Raw genomic sequence first — 18,465 nt, 5'->3', positions numbered from 1 at the left:
GAGGGCGCCTCGCGGGCGAACTTAACGGGTCCTGAACAAGGAGAGGCCGACGTCCACGCCCTGGCCCCCCTCCTTCTGACGGCAGCGGACGGCGAATGTGTTGCGACCGGGGCGGAACAGGGCTCTCTGGCGGGCATCGAGGATGACGTCGCGGTAGGCGGTGACGTAGCCGGGCTCGCTGAACAGGGGGCTGCCGTTGACCCAGAGGTCGACGTCCTCGTCGTGGAAAAGGCGCAGGGTCAGCAGGTCGTTCGGGGCGATCTCGGGGACGTCGACGGTTCGTCGCAGCCAGAGGGTCGGGCCGGTCCAGGGGGTCCGAATCCGCAGTCCGGGCGTGCCCGTCGAGCCGAAGCCGGCCAGGCCTCGGGCCCAGGACTGGTCGTCGAACTCAGCCTTGTTCCAGCCCTCGGGTGGGGCCTCGGTGATGTATGACCATTCGGCCTTGGCCGAGGTCTCGCCGGCCGGAATCAGCGTCTGCTTCTTCGATGCCAGCGTGTCGACGGCGATCGCGACATCGGGGTCCGCCCCGAGGTCGGCGGGAAGGTCGCGCGCGGTCCTGATGAGGAACGTCGGGTCGAACGGATAGGCGCCCGTGTCGGCCCCGTAGAGGGCAAGGCCGCCGGTGCCTCGTGGACTGGCGGGAACCCGCAGCCGGAGGACCAAGGGGTGGGCCTTGGCGATCTCCGAGCGTGCAGGGTCGGGAATCTCGCTGGCCACCTCAACGAGCACGCCGTAGCTGCCGTGGCTGACCCTGGCCAGGTGCGACAAAACGCCGCGGGCGTCGGCCGGGTCGTCGGGCAGGTCGACCTGGGCGACGAGCCCGCCGTTGAGCGACACTTCCACGGTGGAGGGCCACTTGCGTGCGTCGGTCTGGGGGTTGTCCTGGGGGTTGATGCGTTCGGGCCAGTCGACCTGCTCGCGGCCGGCGTGGGAGGAGGCCTCCACCATCAGTTCGAAAGCGACGGGGCCGGCCTCGCGCACCGAGGCGGGGAGCTTGAGGCGGTAGGCGAAGGAGCCGACGCCGAGGCCAGTCGCTTTGCCCTCGGAAGGCAGGCCGGGGGACGACCAGGTGGACTCGGCGAAGTCGGCCGGCGAGAACCGGATGGCGACCTCTCGATCGGAGATGCGCTCGATGCGAGGGCGACGCGTCTCGGGGCGGATGACGACGTTGACGAAGTTGGCCGCCAGCCGCTTGCCCCGGGCATCTTCCAGGACCAGGGCGAGCGCGCCGACCAGGGGGGACGAGACCTTGAACTTGACCGGCTTCAGGTCGACCACCCCGTAAGGCGTCCAGGCGACGGGCACCTTGCGGGGCTCGGTCTCGATCTTGTCGCCGCGGTCGTCGGTACCGGCCACCCACCAGGTCAGGGTCGCGGCCTCCTCCACGGTGGAGTAGTGACTGACGAAGAGGGGAACGCTGATGACTTGGCCGGGCCTGGACTCGATGGCCGGCGGGGTGCCGTAGCCGATGAAGTCGGCCCCATTGAGGTCGGCGGGGGTCATGCCGGGGACGAACGCGGAGTAGCCGAACTCCTTGAGGGAGCGGTCGTAGTCGACGAACCCGTTGTGCTCCCACTCGATGTCGGAGAGCTCGGTGTAGACATACCCTTGGATGGCGTTTTGCTTGCGCATCAGGGTCGTCAGGTCGCGGAACGACCAGGAGACGTCGCGGTCGCCGCTGCCGGCCGAGACGCCGCCGTATTCGCTATTGATGAGCGGGGCGGAGTTCATCCGCTCGCCGGGGCAGTGGTTGAAGGGGCTGCCGGGCTTGCTGCCGTCGACGACCCGGGTCAGGTGGGCGGCGGCTTCGGCATGGTCGTCGATGTAGAAGTGCCAGCTATTCAGGTCGGTGGTCTCGCCGACGTGATCCTCGTTGCAGGGGCTGTTATCCTCGACGAGCCGGGTGGGGTCAATCGTGCGGATAGCGGCGACCATGTCCTTGACCCAACGCTGGGTGGACCTGTCTTCCTTGTAGCGTTCGGGCCGGCCGAGGCCCCAGGTCTCATTGAAGGCGACCCATGAAATAATCCCGGGATGATTGCGGTCGCGGAGCATGGTCTCGCGCATGCCGTGCTCCCAGGCGGACCGCGCCTCCTCGTTCTGCTGCCAGGTGTTGGGCATGTCCTCCATGATGAGCATGCCTAGCCTATCGGCCCAGTAGAGGCGCCTCGGCTCATCGGGTTTGATGTGGATGCGGAGCATGTTCAGGCCCAGCCGCTTCGCCAGCTCGATGTCCCCTTTCAGGAAGGCATCCGACGGTGCGGTGTAGACCCCCTTGGGGTTGAACGACTGATCGAGCGCCCCGCGCAGGTAGACCGGCTTGCCGTTGAGCAGGATGCGCTCGAACAGCTCATCGCCCACCTTGCCGCGCGCGATCGTGCGCAGGCCGAAATAGGTCTGCACGCGGTCGGCCGGTGCTCCCAATCCGCTCAGTTCCAGGGTAGCCTCGTATAAATTCGGCGACTCGGGCGACCAGAGTTTTCCATCGGGCATGTCGAGCTTGAGAGTCACACGCTCGAACCCCGCCTTGCGGCCCACGCCCTCTTTCGAGGTGTTGACAACGGCGGCCTCAACCGGCGGCAGGGAAGGGTCGGCCGGCCTGAGCGACAGCTTGTATCCGCCCGCGTTCAGCACCTTGTCGTCGATGCCGCCGAGGTCGACGGTGAAGGTCGCGGAGGGGGGATCGATCTCGGTGCGCACCGCCCATCGTTCGACGAATGCCCGGGGACGGGCTTCCAGCCAGACGGTCTGCCAGATGCCCGAGGTGGGCGTGTACCATCCGACCTGCTTGCCGGTCGGGAGCGACGGATCGGTGGGGTCGAACGCCCTGACGACGAGGACATTGCCGCCACCGGTTGCGAGTGCGTCGGTGATCTCGGCCGAGAACGGGCTGTAGCCCCCCTCGTGCTCGGCAACGTGGACGCCGTTGACCCAGACGTCGGCCCGGTAGTCGACCGCGTCGAAGTGAATCCAGACGCGTTGATCCTTGGGGAACGTGGCGGGCACGTCGAACGACCTGCGATACCAGCCGATTTTGGACGTGCCTTTCGGTTGGTGGATCCCCGAAAGCTCGCTCTCCCAGCAGAACGGCACCACGATCGAGCGGTCAAAACCCTGGGCCCCCGGCTTCTGCAAGCCGGCCTGCTTGCCCTTGTCTTCGGCGTCGAATCGAAACTGCCAGGGGCCGTTGAGGTTGGCCCAGTGAGGTCGGACCGCGTCGGGCCGAGGGTGCTCCGGCCTGGGGATCTCAGCGGCCCCGGCCATCAATCCGAACGCGAGCAGCACCAGGGCCAGGCCGCCCGCCCGTGGTTGACGGCGCAAAATGGCTTGAAGAGTGTTCATCGGGTGATTGCTCCGGGGTGTCGCGGGAGAGGGCCGCGGGTCGCACACCTTGAGCGATCAGTCTAAACGAGGGAGTTCCGAGAATCATGCAGGATCGCAGAGTGGGGCGGCGCCGATTCGTTCGGGCAACTCCGAAGGCTCGAAGTCGAGGTGTGACTTGACGGGACCGGTCGGCCGCTCTCCGATGCTTTCAAAAATGGCCATCCGGACTCGCTCAAACTCGATGTCGGTCAAGGGGCAGACGACCTGCCGGGGCGATCCGCTTGCGGCCCCGAAATTGATAATCATCAAATTTTGATGGATATTGATCGTGAATGAGCGAGATTTCAGGCAAAGCACGGGGACATACGAGACCAAGCTGAGGGACCATTGTCCTCGCTTCGTCTCGATGAGCGACCGGATGGCATTGCTTCCGGCCCCTTCCGGCCTGAGTTGCCCCCACTTCTGCGGCCGGCCATTCCCATAAACCAAGACGTCGAGCAGGCCGTCCTTCGTGGAAATTCGCGGGTCAGTCCCCTTCCAGATCGTCAGGCATGCGAAAACGAACACCGCGAGAGCGATGAGAGCACAGCCAGCCACCCTGGTCGACATGATCGATTCCCTACCTGGACCGCGGGTCGATCTCTGAAGGGCTTTCGTCGTCCCTGATGGAGTCTTGGCCTGATCTGCCGCCAGATTCTCGCAACCCTCGGGGCCGATCCTCGATTCGAGTCGCAAACACGACCCGGCCATGGTTCCTGGAGAAACGTGTCACAACCAGCGGGCCCAACTCGTCGAAACCGCTGAAGCGGCCTCGCCCCTCGTCGGCTCAATCCCTCGGCGTGGCGCGGCCGGTGGCCATCAGGAACCGGGCGAAGTCCTTCGCGACCCAGACGATGGCCTCGTCTTGCAACGCGAGGAAGGGGACCATGACAATCTTCCAGGGGGGGTTGCCCCGGGTGTCGAAGGCGAGCAGTTCGCCACCGCCATTGGAGCCGAAGCCGATGAGGCCGGGGATGGACTGCTGGACTTCGTGATTACGGTTCAAGGGCAAGACATCGCCGGCCGGCCAGATCTGGAACCAGCCCGGCTCCACGTCCAGCGGACCGCCGCCGCCGTTGCTGAGGCGCAGGAGGTCGAGATAATCCTCGGGCAGCTCGATCCCGGAGTCGGTGCGCAGGGCAGCGATCTCGGCCGGGTCGGCGGGGGGTTCGTGATTTGTCCAACCTTCGAAATCAAACGCGGTTGGTGCCATGAAAACCTCCCGTGGACGCCCGATCGGTCTCGTCCCATTGCCTGATCGGGAGGGCTGAGGGATCAAACGCACAGAGAGTGCATTGCGTCGATGCGTGCACGCCGTGATTCGCCGGGCCAGATCGGTCAGAACCTCCGGCACCAGATTGGCCGCATTCCGCCGAATGAGCAACCCACTGCCGACGTCCGTCAGCGGAGAGGGCGGGCGGACGTGTTGCCGCGGGCGGAGGGGTCGAGGCCGATGATCCGGCTGCGGGGGCGGGCGCGGTCGATGAAGACGGGCCCCATGTCGGTGGTCTCGGCCGATCCTAGATTGCCGACGGTGTCGATGACGTCGACCCGGATGTGGAACCGGGGGGGGATGTTGGCCGGGAGCGTCCAGGTGAATTGCTGGGTGTTTTCCATGGGGGCCGAGATCGGCTGCCAGGGGGCGTTCGACCCGACCGGGCGGTAGGAGAGGACGACCGGGCGCGAGGCGAGGTGGAGGTCGGAGGCTCGCCAGGTGATCGTGAGCTTGCCGACGTTGGCGCCCGCGCCCATCGCGGGGGGGTCGAGCTGGACGGCCGGCGGGGTCGAGTCGACCTCGACCCAGGTCTGGGGAGGGTCGCCGGGGGCGGGAGGCAGGTCACCCAGGCCGTTGGCCGAGCGGGCCACCAGGCAGAGGCCGAAGGTCCCTTCGCCGCCCAGGTCGACCGGATAAGGTGAGGCCCGGTCGGGGTCTTCGGGGCGCCGGCTCCAGTTGCGGCCGCCGTCGTTGGTGATCCAGAGCTCGACGGTCTCGGGGCCGTTGGGGCCCGCGTCATCGACCGCGTATTCCAGCGAGAACCGGGGGCTGGCGACCAGCATCGTCTTGCCGTTGCCGGCCGCCACGGGTGCCTGCGTCGGAGCCGGCGCGGGGGTCGGGCTCGCCGCGACGGGGGGGGCGGCGGGCGTGGGGACCGGATCGGGATTCTGGCTGACCGGGGGAGCCTGAGCTCCCTGGTTAACCACGCCGTAGAAGGGGCTCGACTCATCGAGGGTCGGGCCCGAACCGGCCTGGGCGTCCGACACCGACTGGCGGGGTTCCGAGCCCGAGGAGATGGGCAGGATCGGCGACGGGGGCTGGCCGTATTCGGAGTCGTCGGACGACGAGGCCGCGGGGGGGATGGCGCCCCCGTAGGGCATGGTCAGGCTGGCCGTCTGCTCGTTCTTCGCCTTGTCGGAGACCCTGAGCCGGACCCTGAGGGGCTCGGCGGTGCCCGCGTCCCACTTCTCGCCGCCGATCAGCGCGGGGCGACGCAGCGGGACCGTGCGCCACTCGACGGCCCCCTCGGCCTGATATTCCAGCGTCAGGCTGGTGAGGTCGAGGTTGGCGTCCTTGACCTCCCAGGTCACCGACGCGACGCTGCCTCGGCGGTCGCGGGAGTCGAGCGTCACGAGCGGCGGGGTGGTGTCGACGATCACCTTCATCCCCGGCTCGACCTTGCGATCGTCGGGGGGAAAGAGCTTGCCGTCGGCGTCGAGCACGCGGGTGGCGAACCAGTATTCGGCGTCGCGGATGGCCTTGAACGTGAAGGCGGGCCGGTCGGGGCTGATCTGGTTGACGACGGTCCAGGTGTAACCCGAGTCCGACGAGACGCAGAGCTGGACTTCCTTGATCCGTGGCTTGTCGGCCGCCACGATATTTACCGGGATGCGGAAGGTCCGGCTCTGGTGGTAGAGAACCTTGGCGCCCTTCCTGGGGGCCTCGGCGGAGCGGGCCGGGGAAGGCGCAACGGGGCCGATCGCCGGGAGGATTCCCAGCAGGACGGTCGCCATTCGCACCTTGAACCACCTTGGCCGCACCAGTTCGCCTCCCTGCCCCCGACCTCATCGCCCGCCTCAATCCTTTGAGGGGGGCACGTCGTCCGACGTCCCAATGCGAGGCACAGTCCCCGTGTCTGAAGCTATCGACGTTGCCGTCCGCCCGGCTTGAATCGAGACGTCCGATTAATCCGGTTGCACACCCCAGATTACGCACTCAACCTGCGCGCATGCCGAATCGTCCCGGGAACGAGGGGCCCGGGACGATTCGGCCGGATTGGGACGCGGTATTTCAGCGTGCGGCGGACCGAAAGGCGCGAACGATGGCCACATACTGGGCGGCCAAGTCGCGAATCCTGCCGAAATCCCTGGCGGCGATGGCCTTGGGCTCGACCAGGGAGCCGCCGATGCCGAGGCAGCAGGCCCCGGCTTTGAGGAACGCCTCGGCGGTGTTGAGGTCGACCCCGCCGGTGGGCATCAGGCGAATCTGGGGGAATGGGCCGCGGAGGGCCTTCAGATAAGGCGGGCCTCCCAGGTCGGAGGGGAAGATCTTCACGACGTCGGCACCGGCCTCCCAGGCGGTCAGGATCTCGGTCGGGGTCAGGGCACCCGGCATGATGGGCTTGCTGTAGCGGCGGCACATCCGGATGACGTCGAGATTGACGGCCGGGGAGACGAGATACTCGGCGCCGGCCAGGAGCGCGGCGCGGGCGGTCTCGGTATCGAGGACGGTGCCCGCGCCCAGGACGACCGAGTCGCCGACCTGCTTCTTGACTTGGCGGATGACCTCGACGGCGTCGGGGACGGTGAACGTGATCTCGGCGGCTGTCACCCCCCCTTCGGCGAGGGCCTCGACCACCTTGACCAGGGGCTCGGGGTCTTCCGACCGGACGACGGCGACGATGCCACCGTCGAGGATACGTTGCAGGATCGACTCTCGGCTCATCGCGGGGCCTCTCCTCGGGCAGCACGGTGGGCGGCTGCCCCGGCGATCATGCGGGGGTGATGGGGACGGGGCGGCCCGGTTCAGCGGGCCGACAGCGCCGGAGCCTCGACGTTCCAGGTCCGCCGGATCTCGGCCAGCTTCCGGCCCACATCGCGGGTGGAGCAGCCGACCATCTCGGCGATCTCCCCCTGGGTGTAGCATTCCATCCTCGCCACCGCAATCCGTCGGAGGTGATCGTCCGCGAGCATGTTGAGGAGATTCTTGTATTTCTCGGCGACGATGGCCATGAACTCGGCCGTGGGTCCGACGCCGACAGCCGTCTCGAAGCCCGATTCGCCCGAGTTCGGATCGTCGCCGAGGGTCCACTCGCCGAGCGTGCGGTTGACGCTGCGCTTCGCGGCCAACTCGTACTTCTGACGGTCATTGGCCTCGTGCGCGGTGATCGTGACGAGGATGTTCCAGAGATCATCGCGGTCGCGCAGCGTGGGGTAGCGCCCGCCGATGAGGCCGAGGATCAGGTGGCTGAACGCCTGCGAGGCGACATCTTCCTCGTCGGTGACGCCGCGGAGGCCCTTCATCCGGTTCTTGGCCAGGCCGACCAGGCGGTTGAAGTAGCGTTCCCAGATGTGTTGAAGCGCTTGGGTATGGTCGCCGTGTATGGCGGCGTCGATCCACTCGGTGACCGAGTCCTGATCCTTGAGGTCTGCGGCGGACATGCCGTCATCCTCGGCCGTGGGCCATCCGGGTGTCTGAAGAGAGCTTTTCAACCGGCGTGAGCAAGGGTAGACCTACCCAAACGCTAAACTATAACGACCCAAGCCATCGCCATGCGAGTCGACGTTGAAGAAATCCGACACCAGTCGGGCCCCGGAGAAATAAAGCCTTATTAGACGCATAATTAGGGAATTAGGCGAAGGCCGCCGGTCGCGGGAAGGCAGCGGTCGAGAAGGGCGGCCATCTCGGAGGCATTGGGAATCTCCTTGAACCGGAGGACGGGGCCGGCCAGGTTCTCGAGGGCTTCCTCGTCGACCTTCAGGCGGTCGGAGATGGCCAGGGCGTAGTGCTTCGGCCCGTGTTCGGGCAGGAGCTTCAGGAGCCGCTCGACGCTGGATCGCTTCCAGAAGCCGAGCACCTCGACGAACACGTCGACACCGGTCGCCTTGTGGACGAAGCGGTAGTCGGGGACCCAGACCCCTTCGCGGCCCAGCTCCAGGATCTCGGTGGCCTCCGTGACGGTCCAGGCGGGGGCGACCTGGCGGAAGCGGTCGACGAAGGCGGAGACTTCGGGGGGGGTGTACGTGCCGGTGTCGGCGTAGTGCGAGATGAGGCCGTCGTTCGAAGTGAGGTGGAAGCTCCTCGGCTCGCGCCTGGGACCCCAGCGCAGCTCAGCGTCGAGCCTGAAGTCCTCACAGAGCAGCAAGGCGGGCAGGAAGAGGGCCGTCTGGAGGCCGTACTTGGTGGTCGCGCTGAAGAGGCTAAGCGGGCCGTCGAGCTGCAAGGTGTAGCCCTCGGCCATCGTCCCTTCGACGCGGTAGAGCAGGCGGTGGAACTTCAGGTGACGGAACAGCTGGCGGAAGCGGGCGGGCTTCTCGTGTCGAACCTCGATGGTCGCCTGCGTGCACCTCAGCAGGATGGACTGCGCCAGGGCGACGTTGTACCGCTCGATGAGCCGGACGGCGGTGAGGTCGTCGAAGGTGAGCAGCCGGTTCTCATCCTTCAGGTCGGCGAACATCGAGGCGGCGACCTGGGCCGGGTCCATTCCGAGGGCTTGGCCGACCTCGGCGAGCACCCCTTCGCGGTTGAAGGCGGGGCGGTGCAGGGGGTCGACGCCGGGGACGGCGGCAGCCTCGCGCAGGGCCTTGCGGTGAAGGGCGGCGGCGGTGAAGACCGACTCGCGGATGCGATCGGGGGCGACGTCGGCGACGACCTCGAACTCGGCGCGGTCCTCGAGCACCTTGGCCAGGCCTCGGTGGGCGAGCGTGGCCATCCCCTCGCCGACGAGCTGGTCGATCTCCGTCTCGATCTCGCCGCGGGTCAGGCCGACCCCTTCGCGGAAGATGAGGAGCAGGCTCTCGGCCACCTCCAGCCAGTCGGGCGAGGCGGGGTTGAGGTACATCGGGATGACGCGCTGCTTGGCAACGCGGACTCGGACGAGGTTGCCGGTGAGCATCGGTCGGGCGTCCCCGCGCGGTGGATTCGTCAGGATTTCGGGTCAGGCACCGCCGCCGTAGGCGCTGTGCTGGCGGCGACGGTTGGAGGTGAATTCCTCGTTGGTCCCGCGGGTGATGACCTCGTAGAGCGTGGCCTCTTTGTCGCCCGACTTGCGGAGGATGCGGCCGAGGCGCTGGACGTGCTCGCGGACGCTGCCCGAGCCGGAGAGGATCACGGCGACGGCGGCCTCCGGGACGTTGACCCCCTCGTTCAACACGCGCGAGGTGGCCACGACGGGGTACTCGCCCGAGTTGAACTTGAGCAGCACGTCGCGCCGCTCTTTGGTCTTCGTCTGATGGGTGATGACCGGGACGAGGAACTGCCGCGCGATGGTGTACACGGTGGCGTTGTCGTGGGTGAAGATGATGGTCCGCTCGCCGTTGTGCCGCTCCAGGAGCCTGGCGAGCAGGTGGAGCTTGGCCGGCGCGGCCAGCGCCAGCGAACGCTGCTCTCGATAGGCGAGATAGGCCTGGCGGCCGTGCGCCGAGCGATGCGCGGCGAAGAGGAACTGGCCCCAGGCGCCCGGGCGACGCATGTCGATCCCGCTGTCCGAAAGAAATCCTCGATAGGTCTCCCGCGCGGTCTCATAACGGAAACGCTCCTCGTCGGTCAGGTTGACGAAGAGGCGCTCGACCCGGTAGTCGGCCAGGAACTCGCCGCGGAGCTGGGTGATCTCGCGGCGGTAGACGATCGGCCCGATCAGGTGGTCGAGCGCCAGGTGCGCGTTGTCGGCCCGCTCGGGGGTGGCGGTCAGGCCCAGGCGGAACGGCGCGATCGAGCAGGTGGCGGCCAGCCCGTAGGTGGGGCCGGGCAGGTGGTGGCACTCGTCGAAGACGAGCAGGCCGAACCGATCGCCCAGCCGATCCATGTTCATGTAGGCAGAGTCATACGTCGTGACTGTCAGCGGCTTGATGTCGTAGGAGCCGCCGCCGAGCAGGCCGACCTCGGTGCCGAAGCTCAGGGAGAGCTCGTCGTACCACTGGTTGAGCAGGTCGATCGTGGGGGTGACGACGAGGGTCGGGCGGTCGGCGGCCTCGATGGCCATGTTCGCCAGGTGCGTCTTGCCGGTGCCGGTGGGCAGCACCACCACCCCGCGCATGCCGGCCTGGCTCCAGGCCTCCAGCCCCTCGATCTGATGCGGGAACGCCTGCTTGTTGACGCGCATCGGCCAGCGAGTCTTGCCGTAGCCGCGTGCCTTGTCGACGAACGGGATCCCGCGATCACGGAGGTCCTGGACGATGGTCCGGTACCAGATCCCCTCGGCGGTGTGCAGGCCGATGCGGGCGTCGTACCGCAGGCCGGGGATGCCCCGGGTGTCGTCCTCGGCGAGGCCGGCGACCTGCACGGTCCCCTGCTCGAACCGGAGTTCCAGCTTGGGCGGCCCGTCGTCGCCCGCGTCGCGGTCGGGGGCGTCGGTCGCGTCGCTCATCCGGCTCGCCCCTCCGCGGCTCTGCTCGCCTTGCCTACCTCATCCAGTGTACCCTTGTTTCGGGGTCATAACCAGCGGGCAACGGCCGACGGGCAGGAGACCGACGCTGCCTGGTCAGACCCGATATTTGCCGACGATGGCGCCGAGGCTGCGTGCCAGGCCGTCGAGGCGGCCCGAGTCTTCGCGGACCTCACGCCCGCCGGAGGCCAGGGTGGCGATGGCCCGGTCGACCTCGGTGATGTCGCGGGCGATGGCCGACGCGTCGCCGAAGGCACGGCCGACGCTGGCCGAGATGTCGGCGAGCCCGGCGGCCGCCTCGCCGACGTTGCGGGCGATCAGTTGGGTGGCCTCGGACTGGCCGCGGACCGCCAGGGTGATCGACCCGACGTCGCCATCGAGTTGGCCGATCACCTCGGTGATCTCCGCCAATTCGCCCACGGCGCGGCCGGTCGAACCCTGGATCGCCTCGACCATGTGGCGAATCTCGTCGGCGGCCTCGTTGGCCTGGCGGGCCAGGGCCTTGATCTCGGTGGCGATGACAGCGAATCCCTGGTTGGATTCGCCCGCGCCGGCGGCCTGGATCGCCGTGTTCAGGGCCAGCATGTTGGTCTGGCCGGCGATCTCGTTGATGACCTCGACGATGGCGCCGATGCGTTCGGCGGCGGCCCCCAGGTCGTCGACCTTGCGACGGGCCGATCTGGCCTTCTCAAGGGCCTGCCCCGCGACGAGCCGGGCTCCTTCGGTGGTGCGTGCGATCTCGGCGGTGGCGCCGGCCATGCCGTCGGCCGAGGAGGCCACCGCCGTCAGGTTGGCCGCCGCCTGCGTGCTCGTCGCCGCGATGGAGTGGAGCGTCGAGGCGGTCCGGCCGGCCGCGTCGGCGACCGCGCCGCTACGTTCGCGGCTGAGTGCCGCCCGGTCGCCCATCGCCTTGGCGGTGCAAGTCAGCGCCTCGGACGCCCGGTTCAGGCTGGCGGCGTCCGAGGCCAGCCGCCGGACGAGGGCCTGGAGCTTACCGACGAAGGTGTCGAACCCGCGGCCCAGCGAGGCGATCTCGTCACGCCCCTCGCCCCCGACCCGCACCGTCAGGTCGCCCTCTCCCTCGGCGATGTCCCGGATCGCCCGCGCCAGGCGATCCAGCGGCCTCAGAGCGATCTGGAAGGTGGTGAACGCGGCGAAGACCACGAACACAGCCAGCGCCAGGCAGTCGGCCAGGGCCGCCCAGAGCAGGCGCCTGACTTGCTCCTCCAGCTCGAGCACCGCGCGTTCTGTCCGGGCCTCGACCATCCCGACACACTCCTGGATCGGCCCCATGATCGTCGCCTTGTCGCGGTGATAGGCTTCGTCGTGCATGATCCGCCGGGCCATCTCGGGGTCGGGTGCGGCTTCGCGGGTGAAGGCCCCGCCGGCATCCTCGTATCGCCCCTTGATGGCGTTGAAGGCCACGACCTCGGTGTGAACCAGGGCGTTGGAGTTGTCCTCGGCCTGCTTGAGCTTGGCCAGCTCGGCCTCGTCGTAGCCGAGCTCGACCATCAAGGTCCGAAGCGGCACCGTCCGGCCGTCAGGGCGCGGGGCCTTGCCATTTCGGACGTCGAGGATCCCGTTGTATTCCGCCTCATAGCGGCCATCGCCGGTGACAACGTACGTTCGGGCCGTCCGGGTCAGATCGTCGGAACTCTGCCGCAGCTCGTCCGCCAGCAAGTACGACTGATAACGGACCGACTGCGCCGCATCGAGTGCCCTGGCCCCGCGGGTCATCAGGACGTTGAGCGTCGCGAGTGTGACGACGAGGACCAGGCAGCCCCCGAAGATGAGCAGGGCCCGAGTTCGCAAGAGCATGTCGCAGGGCCCACCATCGCCCGGATTCGCCAAGGCGTCCCATCTCATCCCGATTCCCCATCTTATTATGGGTGAAGATCCGGGGAGTGGTGTAGGAAAAGCCTTCGGAATTCGCGACTCAGCGTGCGGGAGGTCGACCAGCCGTGCGCAGGGCGGCGACCTCGGCGTCGGTCAGGTCGCGCCACTGGCCTGGGGCCAGGTCGTCCAACGTCAGAGGGCCGATCGCGGCCCTGACAAGCCGCAGGGTGGGGAAGCCGACGGCTGCGGTCATGCGGCGTACCTGGCGGTTGCGCCCCTCGCGCAAGATGAGCTCGATCCAAGCCGTCGGGACATTCTTGCGAAACCGGACGGGCACGGGCCTGTCGGGCAGAAGCGGCGGCTCGTCCAGGAGCCTGGCGCCCGCGGGTCTGGTCGGGCCGTCGGCAAGCTCCAACCCTCGTTGCAGGGCTTCGAGCGCCTCGGGTGTCGGCACCCGTTCGACCTGCGCCAGATAGGTGCGGGGGTGACCGTATCGAGGGTCGGTCAGCCGGTGGGCCAGCGGGCCGTCGTCGGTTAGCAGCAAGAGCCCTTCGCTGTCGCGATCCAGCCGGCCGACCGGGTAGACGTCGGGAACGGGCACGAAATCCTTGAGCGTCGCCCGCCCCCCTTCGTCGGTGAACTGGGTCAGCACATCATACGGCTTGAAGAGTTTCAGATACCGAAAACGGCGGGGCATGGCGGGACCAAGGCGAGGACAGGGCTGCCGGTGACTCTTCGACTATGCCCAGCCCATATAACCGGCGTCAAGCGGGCCTGCATGCCCATTGCCAGGCCACGAAACGCGGGCAAAAATTGGAAGACTTCACGTTGCGACACCCTTGAGGCACATCCCCCATGCCGCGCTCACGATCTCGCCTGCTGGCCCTGGCGATCGGTATTCCGCTGGCGTTGCTCGCCGCGTCTCCCGTGAAGCAGGCCCCCGCGTCGGCGGCCGGAACCACCTGGCATGAAGTGACGGAGGTCGAAGGCAAGGGATGGGCCGCGACGAAGCACCGGTTCGACCGGCTACCGGCCAAGGCGGAAGGGGTGGTCCGCGAGCCGGTCTGGAGCCTGTCCAACGACTCGTCCGGCCTGGGCGTCCGGTTCGAGACCGACTCGCCCTTGATCTCGGTGCGATGGGCCTTGCGCAAGCAGCGGCTGGAGATGCCGCACATGGCCGCGACGGGGGTCAGCGGTGTGGACCTCTACATCAAGGACGGCGCGTCGTGTCACTTCGTGGGCGTGGGCCAGCCCAGGCAGTTCCCGGCCAACGAAGAGATCGTGGCAGCCGGGTTGCCGGGGAAGCTGGGCGAATATCGGCTGAATTTTCCGCTGTATAACGGCGTCGACCACATCGAAATCGGAGTGGCCGAGGGGACCAAGTTCCGGTTCTTGCCGGCCGACGCCGCGAAGCCGGTCGTCTTCTACGGCACGTCGATCACACAGGGCGGTTGCGCCGCACGGCCCGGGATGGCCTATCCGGCGATCCTGAGCAGACGTCTGGGTGTGCCGGCGATCAACCTGGGCTTCTCGGGCAACGCCAAAACCGAGCCCGAAGTTGCGACCCTGCTGGCCGAGCTGGACCCGGCGGTCTTCGTGCTCGACAGCCTCCCCAACCTGTCAACGGACGAGGTGGCGGAGCGCATCGGCCCGTTCCTGGAGACGATCCGCAAGGCCCACCCCGACACGCCGATCGTGCTGGTGGAGAATCTGGTCTACGCCGGTTCCGCCTATCTCCCCGACCGTGCGAGCAAAGTGCAGGGCTCCAACAAGGCCCTGAACGCCGCCTTCAAGGCCCGGATCGACGCCGGGGACAAGCATCTGACGCTCGTTCCCGCCAAGGACCTGATCGGCCTCGACGACGAGGGGACAGTCGACGGCAGCCACCCCACCGACCTCGGCTTCGTGCGGATCGCAGACGCCTTGGAGCCGTTCATCCGGCATGCCCTGGCCGATCAGTCGAAGCCGTAAGTCAGATGACCCCGGCGCCACTCGGGCGCCGGGGTCATCGGGCTCTCAGCCGTGCCCGTAGCCTCGATCGAAGGCGTCGAGGTCTCGCAGGTGAGCGGCCAGGGTGGTGCGGAAGGTGTCGGCGTCCACGGTCCAGCGCGGGTTATCCTCGGTGTGGCGCTGGGCGTGCTCTTGCAGGAGCCGGTGGAGGAATTTGAAAAGCTGCCGGGGCGTGCGCAGGCTGCCGAGCGCGTCTCGCAGGCTGTCGTCCGAGATGGACGGGTCGATCATCTGCCGGAGCCTGGGGCCCGTCACCGCGGCCTTGCCGGATGCGTCGGTTCTGATCGCCGTGTCTGGCGTTGCCTCGCCATTGACCCCGGCGGCGACGGCTCGCAGGCGGTCGCCGGCGAGGTCGTACAGCGAGGGGCCGGTCCAGCGCAGGGGCTTGATCATGTTGAGCTTGTCGGGGCGCGCCCGGTCGTAAAACTCCTTGTCTTCCTTCTCAAGGTAGTAGGCCAGCTCGATGGGGAGCAGCAGCTTCAGGCCGATGCCGGGGTGCCGGAGGAACTTGTGGTCGAGCAGCGGCCAGACCAGGGCCCGCATCTTGCGGGGGTCGCCCTCGATCAGCTGAGGCTCGTCGACGCGGTCGACCAGGATGATGATCCCGGAGTAGCCCAGCGCGGCGAGCACCCCCTGGAACTTGCGCAGGAGCTCGTAACGTTCCTCGCCGCCCCCGCGGGCGGTCCTGGGCAGCGGCTGGCCGCTCAGCTCGCTGGGCTTGAACCAGAGCAGGGCCCAGCGCAGGGCCGAGGGGTCGCGCGAGAGCACTCGAAGCGACTTGCGAATGTCGCGAGCGAACCACTCGGCACGGCCCAGACGCCAGAGCCAGTAGGCCCAGCCCAGGACGATGGGCAGGAGCAGCCAGGGGAGGACCGAGAGCGACTGGAGCTTGGGGAACGTGGCCAGCAGGGCGGCCACGAGCAGGGTGGTGCCGAAGCCGATCTGGAGGTCGCGCCGGCCCCAGAGCGGGCGGAAGCCCGATCGCCTTCGCAGCCGGCTCCATCGCTTCTCGATCGGCTCGCCGGTCGACTGGTCGTACAGGGCGACCAGCATCAGGAGGTCGCGCCTGCGGTCGAGGCCCAGTGGGGAAAGGTCGACCTTGCCCGAGGTCAGCTCGTCGACGAGCCTGGTGACCCCCAGGGCGAGGATCGCGTCCATGTGGTCCTGGAGACGCCAGGCGGAGATTGCCTCGTTGGTGTCCCGGGCCTTCACCGCGGCGCGGAAGTGGTCGAGGAAGGGGTTGAAGTCGTCGTACTCGATGACGAAGACCCGCTTGCCGGGGTTGGCCTCGTTGTACTTCTCGATCTCGGCGGCCGTCTGGAGCCGGAGCGCGGTCTTGCCGCTCCCCTTCTCGCCGAAGACTAGGGCGGTCGAGGGGTCGGCGGGGTTGCCGAAGAACTTGTCCCAGGAGGGGTGATGGATGGTGGTCAGGCAGCCGCGTTTGAACACGGTGTCCGTCTGCGCGTCTTCCTCGCTGAACGGGTTGCCGCTGATGCCGTGATGCCGCAAGAACTGTTCAATCTTCATCGCGCGTCCCGTCCCTCGTTCCTCGCCGACCGGGCGTGGCCCTGCCGATTTGACCTCGCGGGCCGAAACCCTTGGGCCGGTTGATCTCCGGCGGATGCCCACTAGGATATTCGGCCGGCCGCCCTTCGTGCCATGCGCTCGCCCGGAAAGGATCCGCCATGCCCCCGATCCCAGCCCGCTTCGTCGCCCGGTCGACCACGCTCGCCCTGGCGTGCATGCTGGCCGGATGCGGCACGCCGCCCGAGACGGCCGCGCCGGCGCCGCTCCGGGTGGCCGCCGCGGCCGACCTCCAGAGCAGCCTGCCGGGGATCGTCGCCGAGTTCGAGCGGGCGCACTCGCTGAAAGTGGACCTCGTCTTCGGTGCCTCGGGACAGCTCGCCCAGCAGATCGAGGCGGGAGCCCCCTTCGACCTCTTCCTGTCGGCCAATCGCAAATTCGTCGACGACCTGGAAACGTCCGGCCTTGTCCGCCCCAAATCGTCGAGGCCGTACGCCGTGGGCTCGCTGATCCTGGTTTGGGGAGAGCACGCGGGGAAACCGATCGCGGCCCTGGGCGACCTGGCCCGGCCCGAGATCAAGAGGGTGGCCATCGCCAATCACGCGACGGCCCCCTACGGCGCGGCGGCCGAGCAGGCCTTGCGCAAGGCTGGGCTGCTGGACTCGATCGGCCCGAAGCTCGTCCGTGCCACCAACGTCCGCCAGGCTCTTCAATATGTCGAGTCGGGAGATGCCGAGGCCGCCCTCGTCGGCAAGGCCCTGGCCAGGCCGCCGGGCCTGCGGGTCCTGGAAGTCGACCCCGAATTGTACGACCCGATCGTCCAGGGGCTCGGTGTCGTTGCGGCCAGCCGCCGCGTCGAGGACGCCGAGGCTCTGGCCGCCTACCTGCTTGGACCCGAAGGGCAGGCAAAATTTCAGGCCGCGGGATTCCGGCCCGCCCCCCCGCAGTCGCCCTGAAACTGGGCTCGCGGGAGTAAAGCAAGTCTGGATTCGCGTGCCCGCTTCAACGGCTGTCGGCCTGGACCGGGCCCTCCGGTTTTCATGTTTGCATGAATCCGGGGGTCGATTCGACCGGTCTATCGCGCCGCACGGACCAGCGGGACGACCTCCACCAGGAGCCGACGGAGGCTCTCTCGCACCTGCTCGTGTGTCAGGCCCGCCCAGCGCACCTCGACGTTGGCCACGTCGTAAGGCACGGCCCGGTGCAGGTCGATCAGCTGACGGGCCACCGACTGCGGTCCGCCCACGATGAAGTTGATCGGGTGGCCGCAGAGGTCCTGGGGGCGATCGGGCTCGGGCGTCTCGCCGGGAATTTTCCCCTCGTCGCGGAACCGCCGCCAGATCGTCCGCAATGCCGGCTCGGCCGTCTCGAAGGCGGTGGCGTCGTCGGGCCCCACGAATACGGGGCGATTCGCCGCCACCTTCCCTCTTCCGCCCGAGGCCCGATAGGCGTCGACATACTCGCGATATTGCTCGGGGGTTCTCAGGTGCGAGAAGAGGACGTTGAAGCCGAAGGAGCCGGCGATCCTGGCCGAGCCCACGCTGTTGACGGCCTGCCAGCTCCGACCGATGAGGCCCGATCCCGCGGCAGGTAGGGTCGTGTGTGCCGGCACTCCGCCCACGCCCTGATCCCAGTCGCCCCCCCAGGCAGCGGCGATCACGCGAAGGGCCTCCTCGAACCGCGAGTGCCGGTCGCGTTCGTCGGCCCCGCCGCCCAGGCCGATCCCGGCCTTGAAGAGGTCGGATTCCTCGGGCGTGCTGCCGCTGCCAAATCCCGCCGCGATTCGGCCTCCGGTCAGGGCATCGGCCACCGCGACTTGCTCGGCCACGTCGAGCGGGTGATGCAGGTTCAGGCAGATGATCGCCGTGCCCAGCCTGATCCGCCGGGTCTGCCCGGCCAGGTGAAGCGCGAACAGCAGCGGGGTCGGCAGGTGCCCGAGGTGTGCATGGCCGTGGTGCTCGGCGAACCAGGCGTATTCGGCCCCCAGCTCGTCGGCCAGCCTCACCAGCTCGGCAACCTCCGCGAAGATCTCGCTCGAGGGCCGACCCGAGGGGCCTTCCAGGTGGTCCGTCAACCCGATCGTGAACATGGAGAAGGCCCTTCGGAGACCCGTCGATCACCCCGACGCGAGACG

Annotated in this window: 13 protein-coding genes; 2 read left to right on the top strand and 11 right to left on the bottom strand. The window is 68.0% G+C overall.

Features of this window, described 5'->3' with window-relative positions:
- Positions 1-21: 21 nt before the first annotated feature.
- From EP7_RS02535 to EP7_RS02495, 9 genes are all read right to left on the bottom strand, one after another.
- Positions 22-3,342 (bottom strand): glycoside hydrolase family 2 protein, encoded by a 3,321-nt coding sequence (locus tag EP7_RS02535; protein ID WP_463526003.1) that lies wholly within the window; start codon positions 3,340-3,342, stop codon positions 22-24.
- A gap of 808 nt (positions 3,343-4,150) precedes the next feature.
- Positions 4,151-4,576: an SMI1/KNR4 family protein gene (locus tag EP7_RS02530; protein ID WP_463526002.1), complete on the bottom strand. Its 426-nt coding sequence runs from the start codon at positions 4,574-4,576 to the stop codon at positions 4,151-4,153.
- Positions 4,577-4,764: 188 nt separating this feature from the next.
- Positions 4,765-6,372, bottom strand: coding sequence for a hypothetical protein (locus EP7_RS02525; RefSeq protein ID WP_463526001.1), 1,608 nt, complete (start codon positions 6,370-6,372; stop codon positions 4,765-4,767).
- A 277-nt stretch (positions 6,373-6,649) separates the two neighbouring features.
- Positions 6,650-7,303 carry a bifunctional 4-hydroxy-2-oxoglutarate aldolase/2-dehydro-3-deoxy-phosphogluconate aldolase gene (locus EP7_RS02520; protein WP_463526000.1) on the bottom strand — a complete coding sequence of 218 codons (654 nt, stop codon included), beginning with the start codon at positions 7,301-7,303 and terminating at the stop codon, positions 6,650-6,652.
- 80 nt (positions 7,304-7,383) lie between these two features.
- The gene (locus tag EP7_RS02515; protein ID WP_463525999.1) at positions 7,384-8,019 is read right to left on the bottom strand and encodes an ECF-type sigma factor; all 636 of its coding nucleotides are present in this window, start codon (positions 8,017-8,019) and stop codon (positions 7,384-7,386) included.
- Between the two features lie 182 nt (positions 8,020-8,201).
- Complete coding sequence (locus tag EP7_RS02510) at positions 8,202-9,473, bottom strand: DUF790 family protein (RefSeq protein WP_463525998.1); 1,272 nt, start codon at positions 9,471-9,473, stop codon at positions 8,202-8,204.
- 42 nt (positions 9,474-9,515) lie between these two features.
- Complete coding sequence (locus tag EP7_RS02505) at positions 9,516-10,943, bottom strand: DEAD/DEAH box helicase (protein ID WP_463525997.1); 1,428 nt, start codon at positions 10,941-10,943, stop codon at positions 9,516-9,518.
- A gap of 114 nt (positions 10,944-11,057) precedes the next feature.
- Entirely contained in the window at positions 11,058-12,779 is a 1,722-nt protein-coding gene (locus tag EP7_RS02500; RefSeq protein ID WP_463525996.1) for a methyl-accepting chemotaxis protein, read from the bottom strand.
- A 118-nt stretch (positions 12,780-12,897) separates the two neighbouring features.
- Positions 12,898-13,494: a pseudouridine synthase gene (locus tag EP7_RS02495; RefSeq protein ID WP_463525995.1), complete on the bottom strand. Its 597-nt coding sequence runs from the start codon at positions 13,492-13,494 to the stop codon at positions 12,898-12,900.
- Positions 13,495-13,652: 158 nt separating this feature from the next.
- Here EP7_RS02495 and EP7_RS02490 point away from each other — a divergent pair, with 158 nt between their 5' ends.
- The gene (locus tag EP7_RS02490; protein WP_463525994.1) at positions 13,653-14,768 is read left to right on the top strand and encodes an SGNH/GDSL hydrolase family protein; all 1,116 of its coding nucleotides are present in this window, start codon (positions 13,653-13,655) and stop codon (positions 14,766-14,768) included.
- Positions 14,769-14,813: 45 nt separating this feature from the next.
- On the opposite strand, the gene EP7_RS02485 is transcribed toward EP7_RS02490, so the two are convergent.
- A complete protein-coding gene (locus EP7_RS02485; RefSeq protein ID WP_463525993.1) occupies positions 14,814-16,334 on the bottom strand; it encodes a hypothetical protein in 1,521 nt (506 codons plus the stop codon).
- A 158-nt stretch (positions 16,335-16,492) separates the two neighbouring features.
- Here EP7_RS02485 and modA point away from each other — a divergent pair, with 158 nt between their 5' ends.
- Positions 16,493-17,287, top strand: coding sequence for a molybdate ABC transporter substrate-binding protein (gene modA / locus EP7_RS02480; RefSeq protein WP_463525992.1), 795 nt, complete (start codon positions 16,493-16,495; stop codon positions 17,285-17,287).
- A gap of 119 nt (positions 17,288-17,406) precedes the next feature.
- Here modA and EP7_RS02475 read toward each other — a convergent pair whose 3' ends face one another.
- Positions 17,407-18,420 carry an LLM class flavin-dependent oxidoreductase gene (locus EP7_RS02475; protein WP_463525991.1) on the bottom strand — a complete coding sequence of 338 codons (1,014 nt, stop codon included), beginning with the start codon at positions 18,418-18,420 and terminating at the stop codon, positions 17,407-17,409.
- Positions 18,421-18,465: the final 45 nt, after the last annotated feature.

The sequence above is a fragment of the Isosphaeraceae bacterium EP7 genome (genome assembly GCA_038400315.1).
Lineage (GTDB): Bacteria > Planctomycetota > Planctomycetia > Isosphaerales > Isosphaeraceae > EP7.
This window is presented reverse-complemented; position numbering and strand designations above follow the sequence as displayed.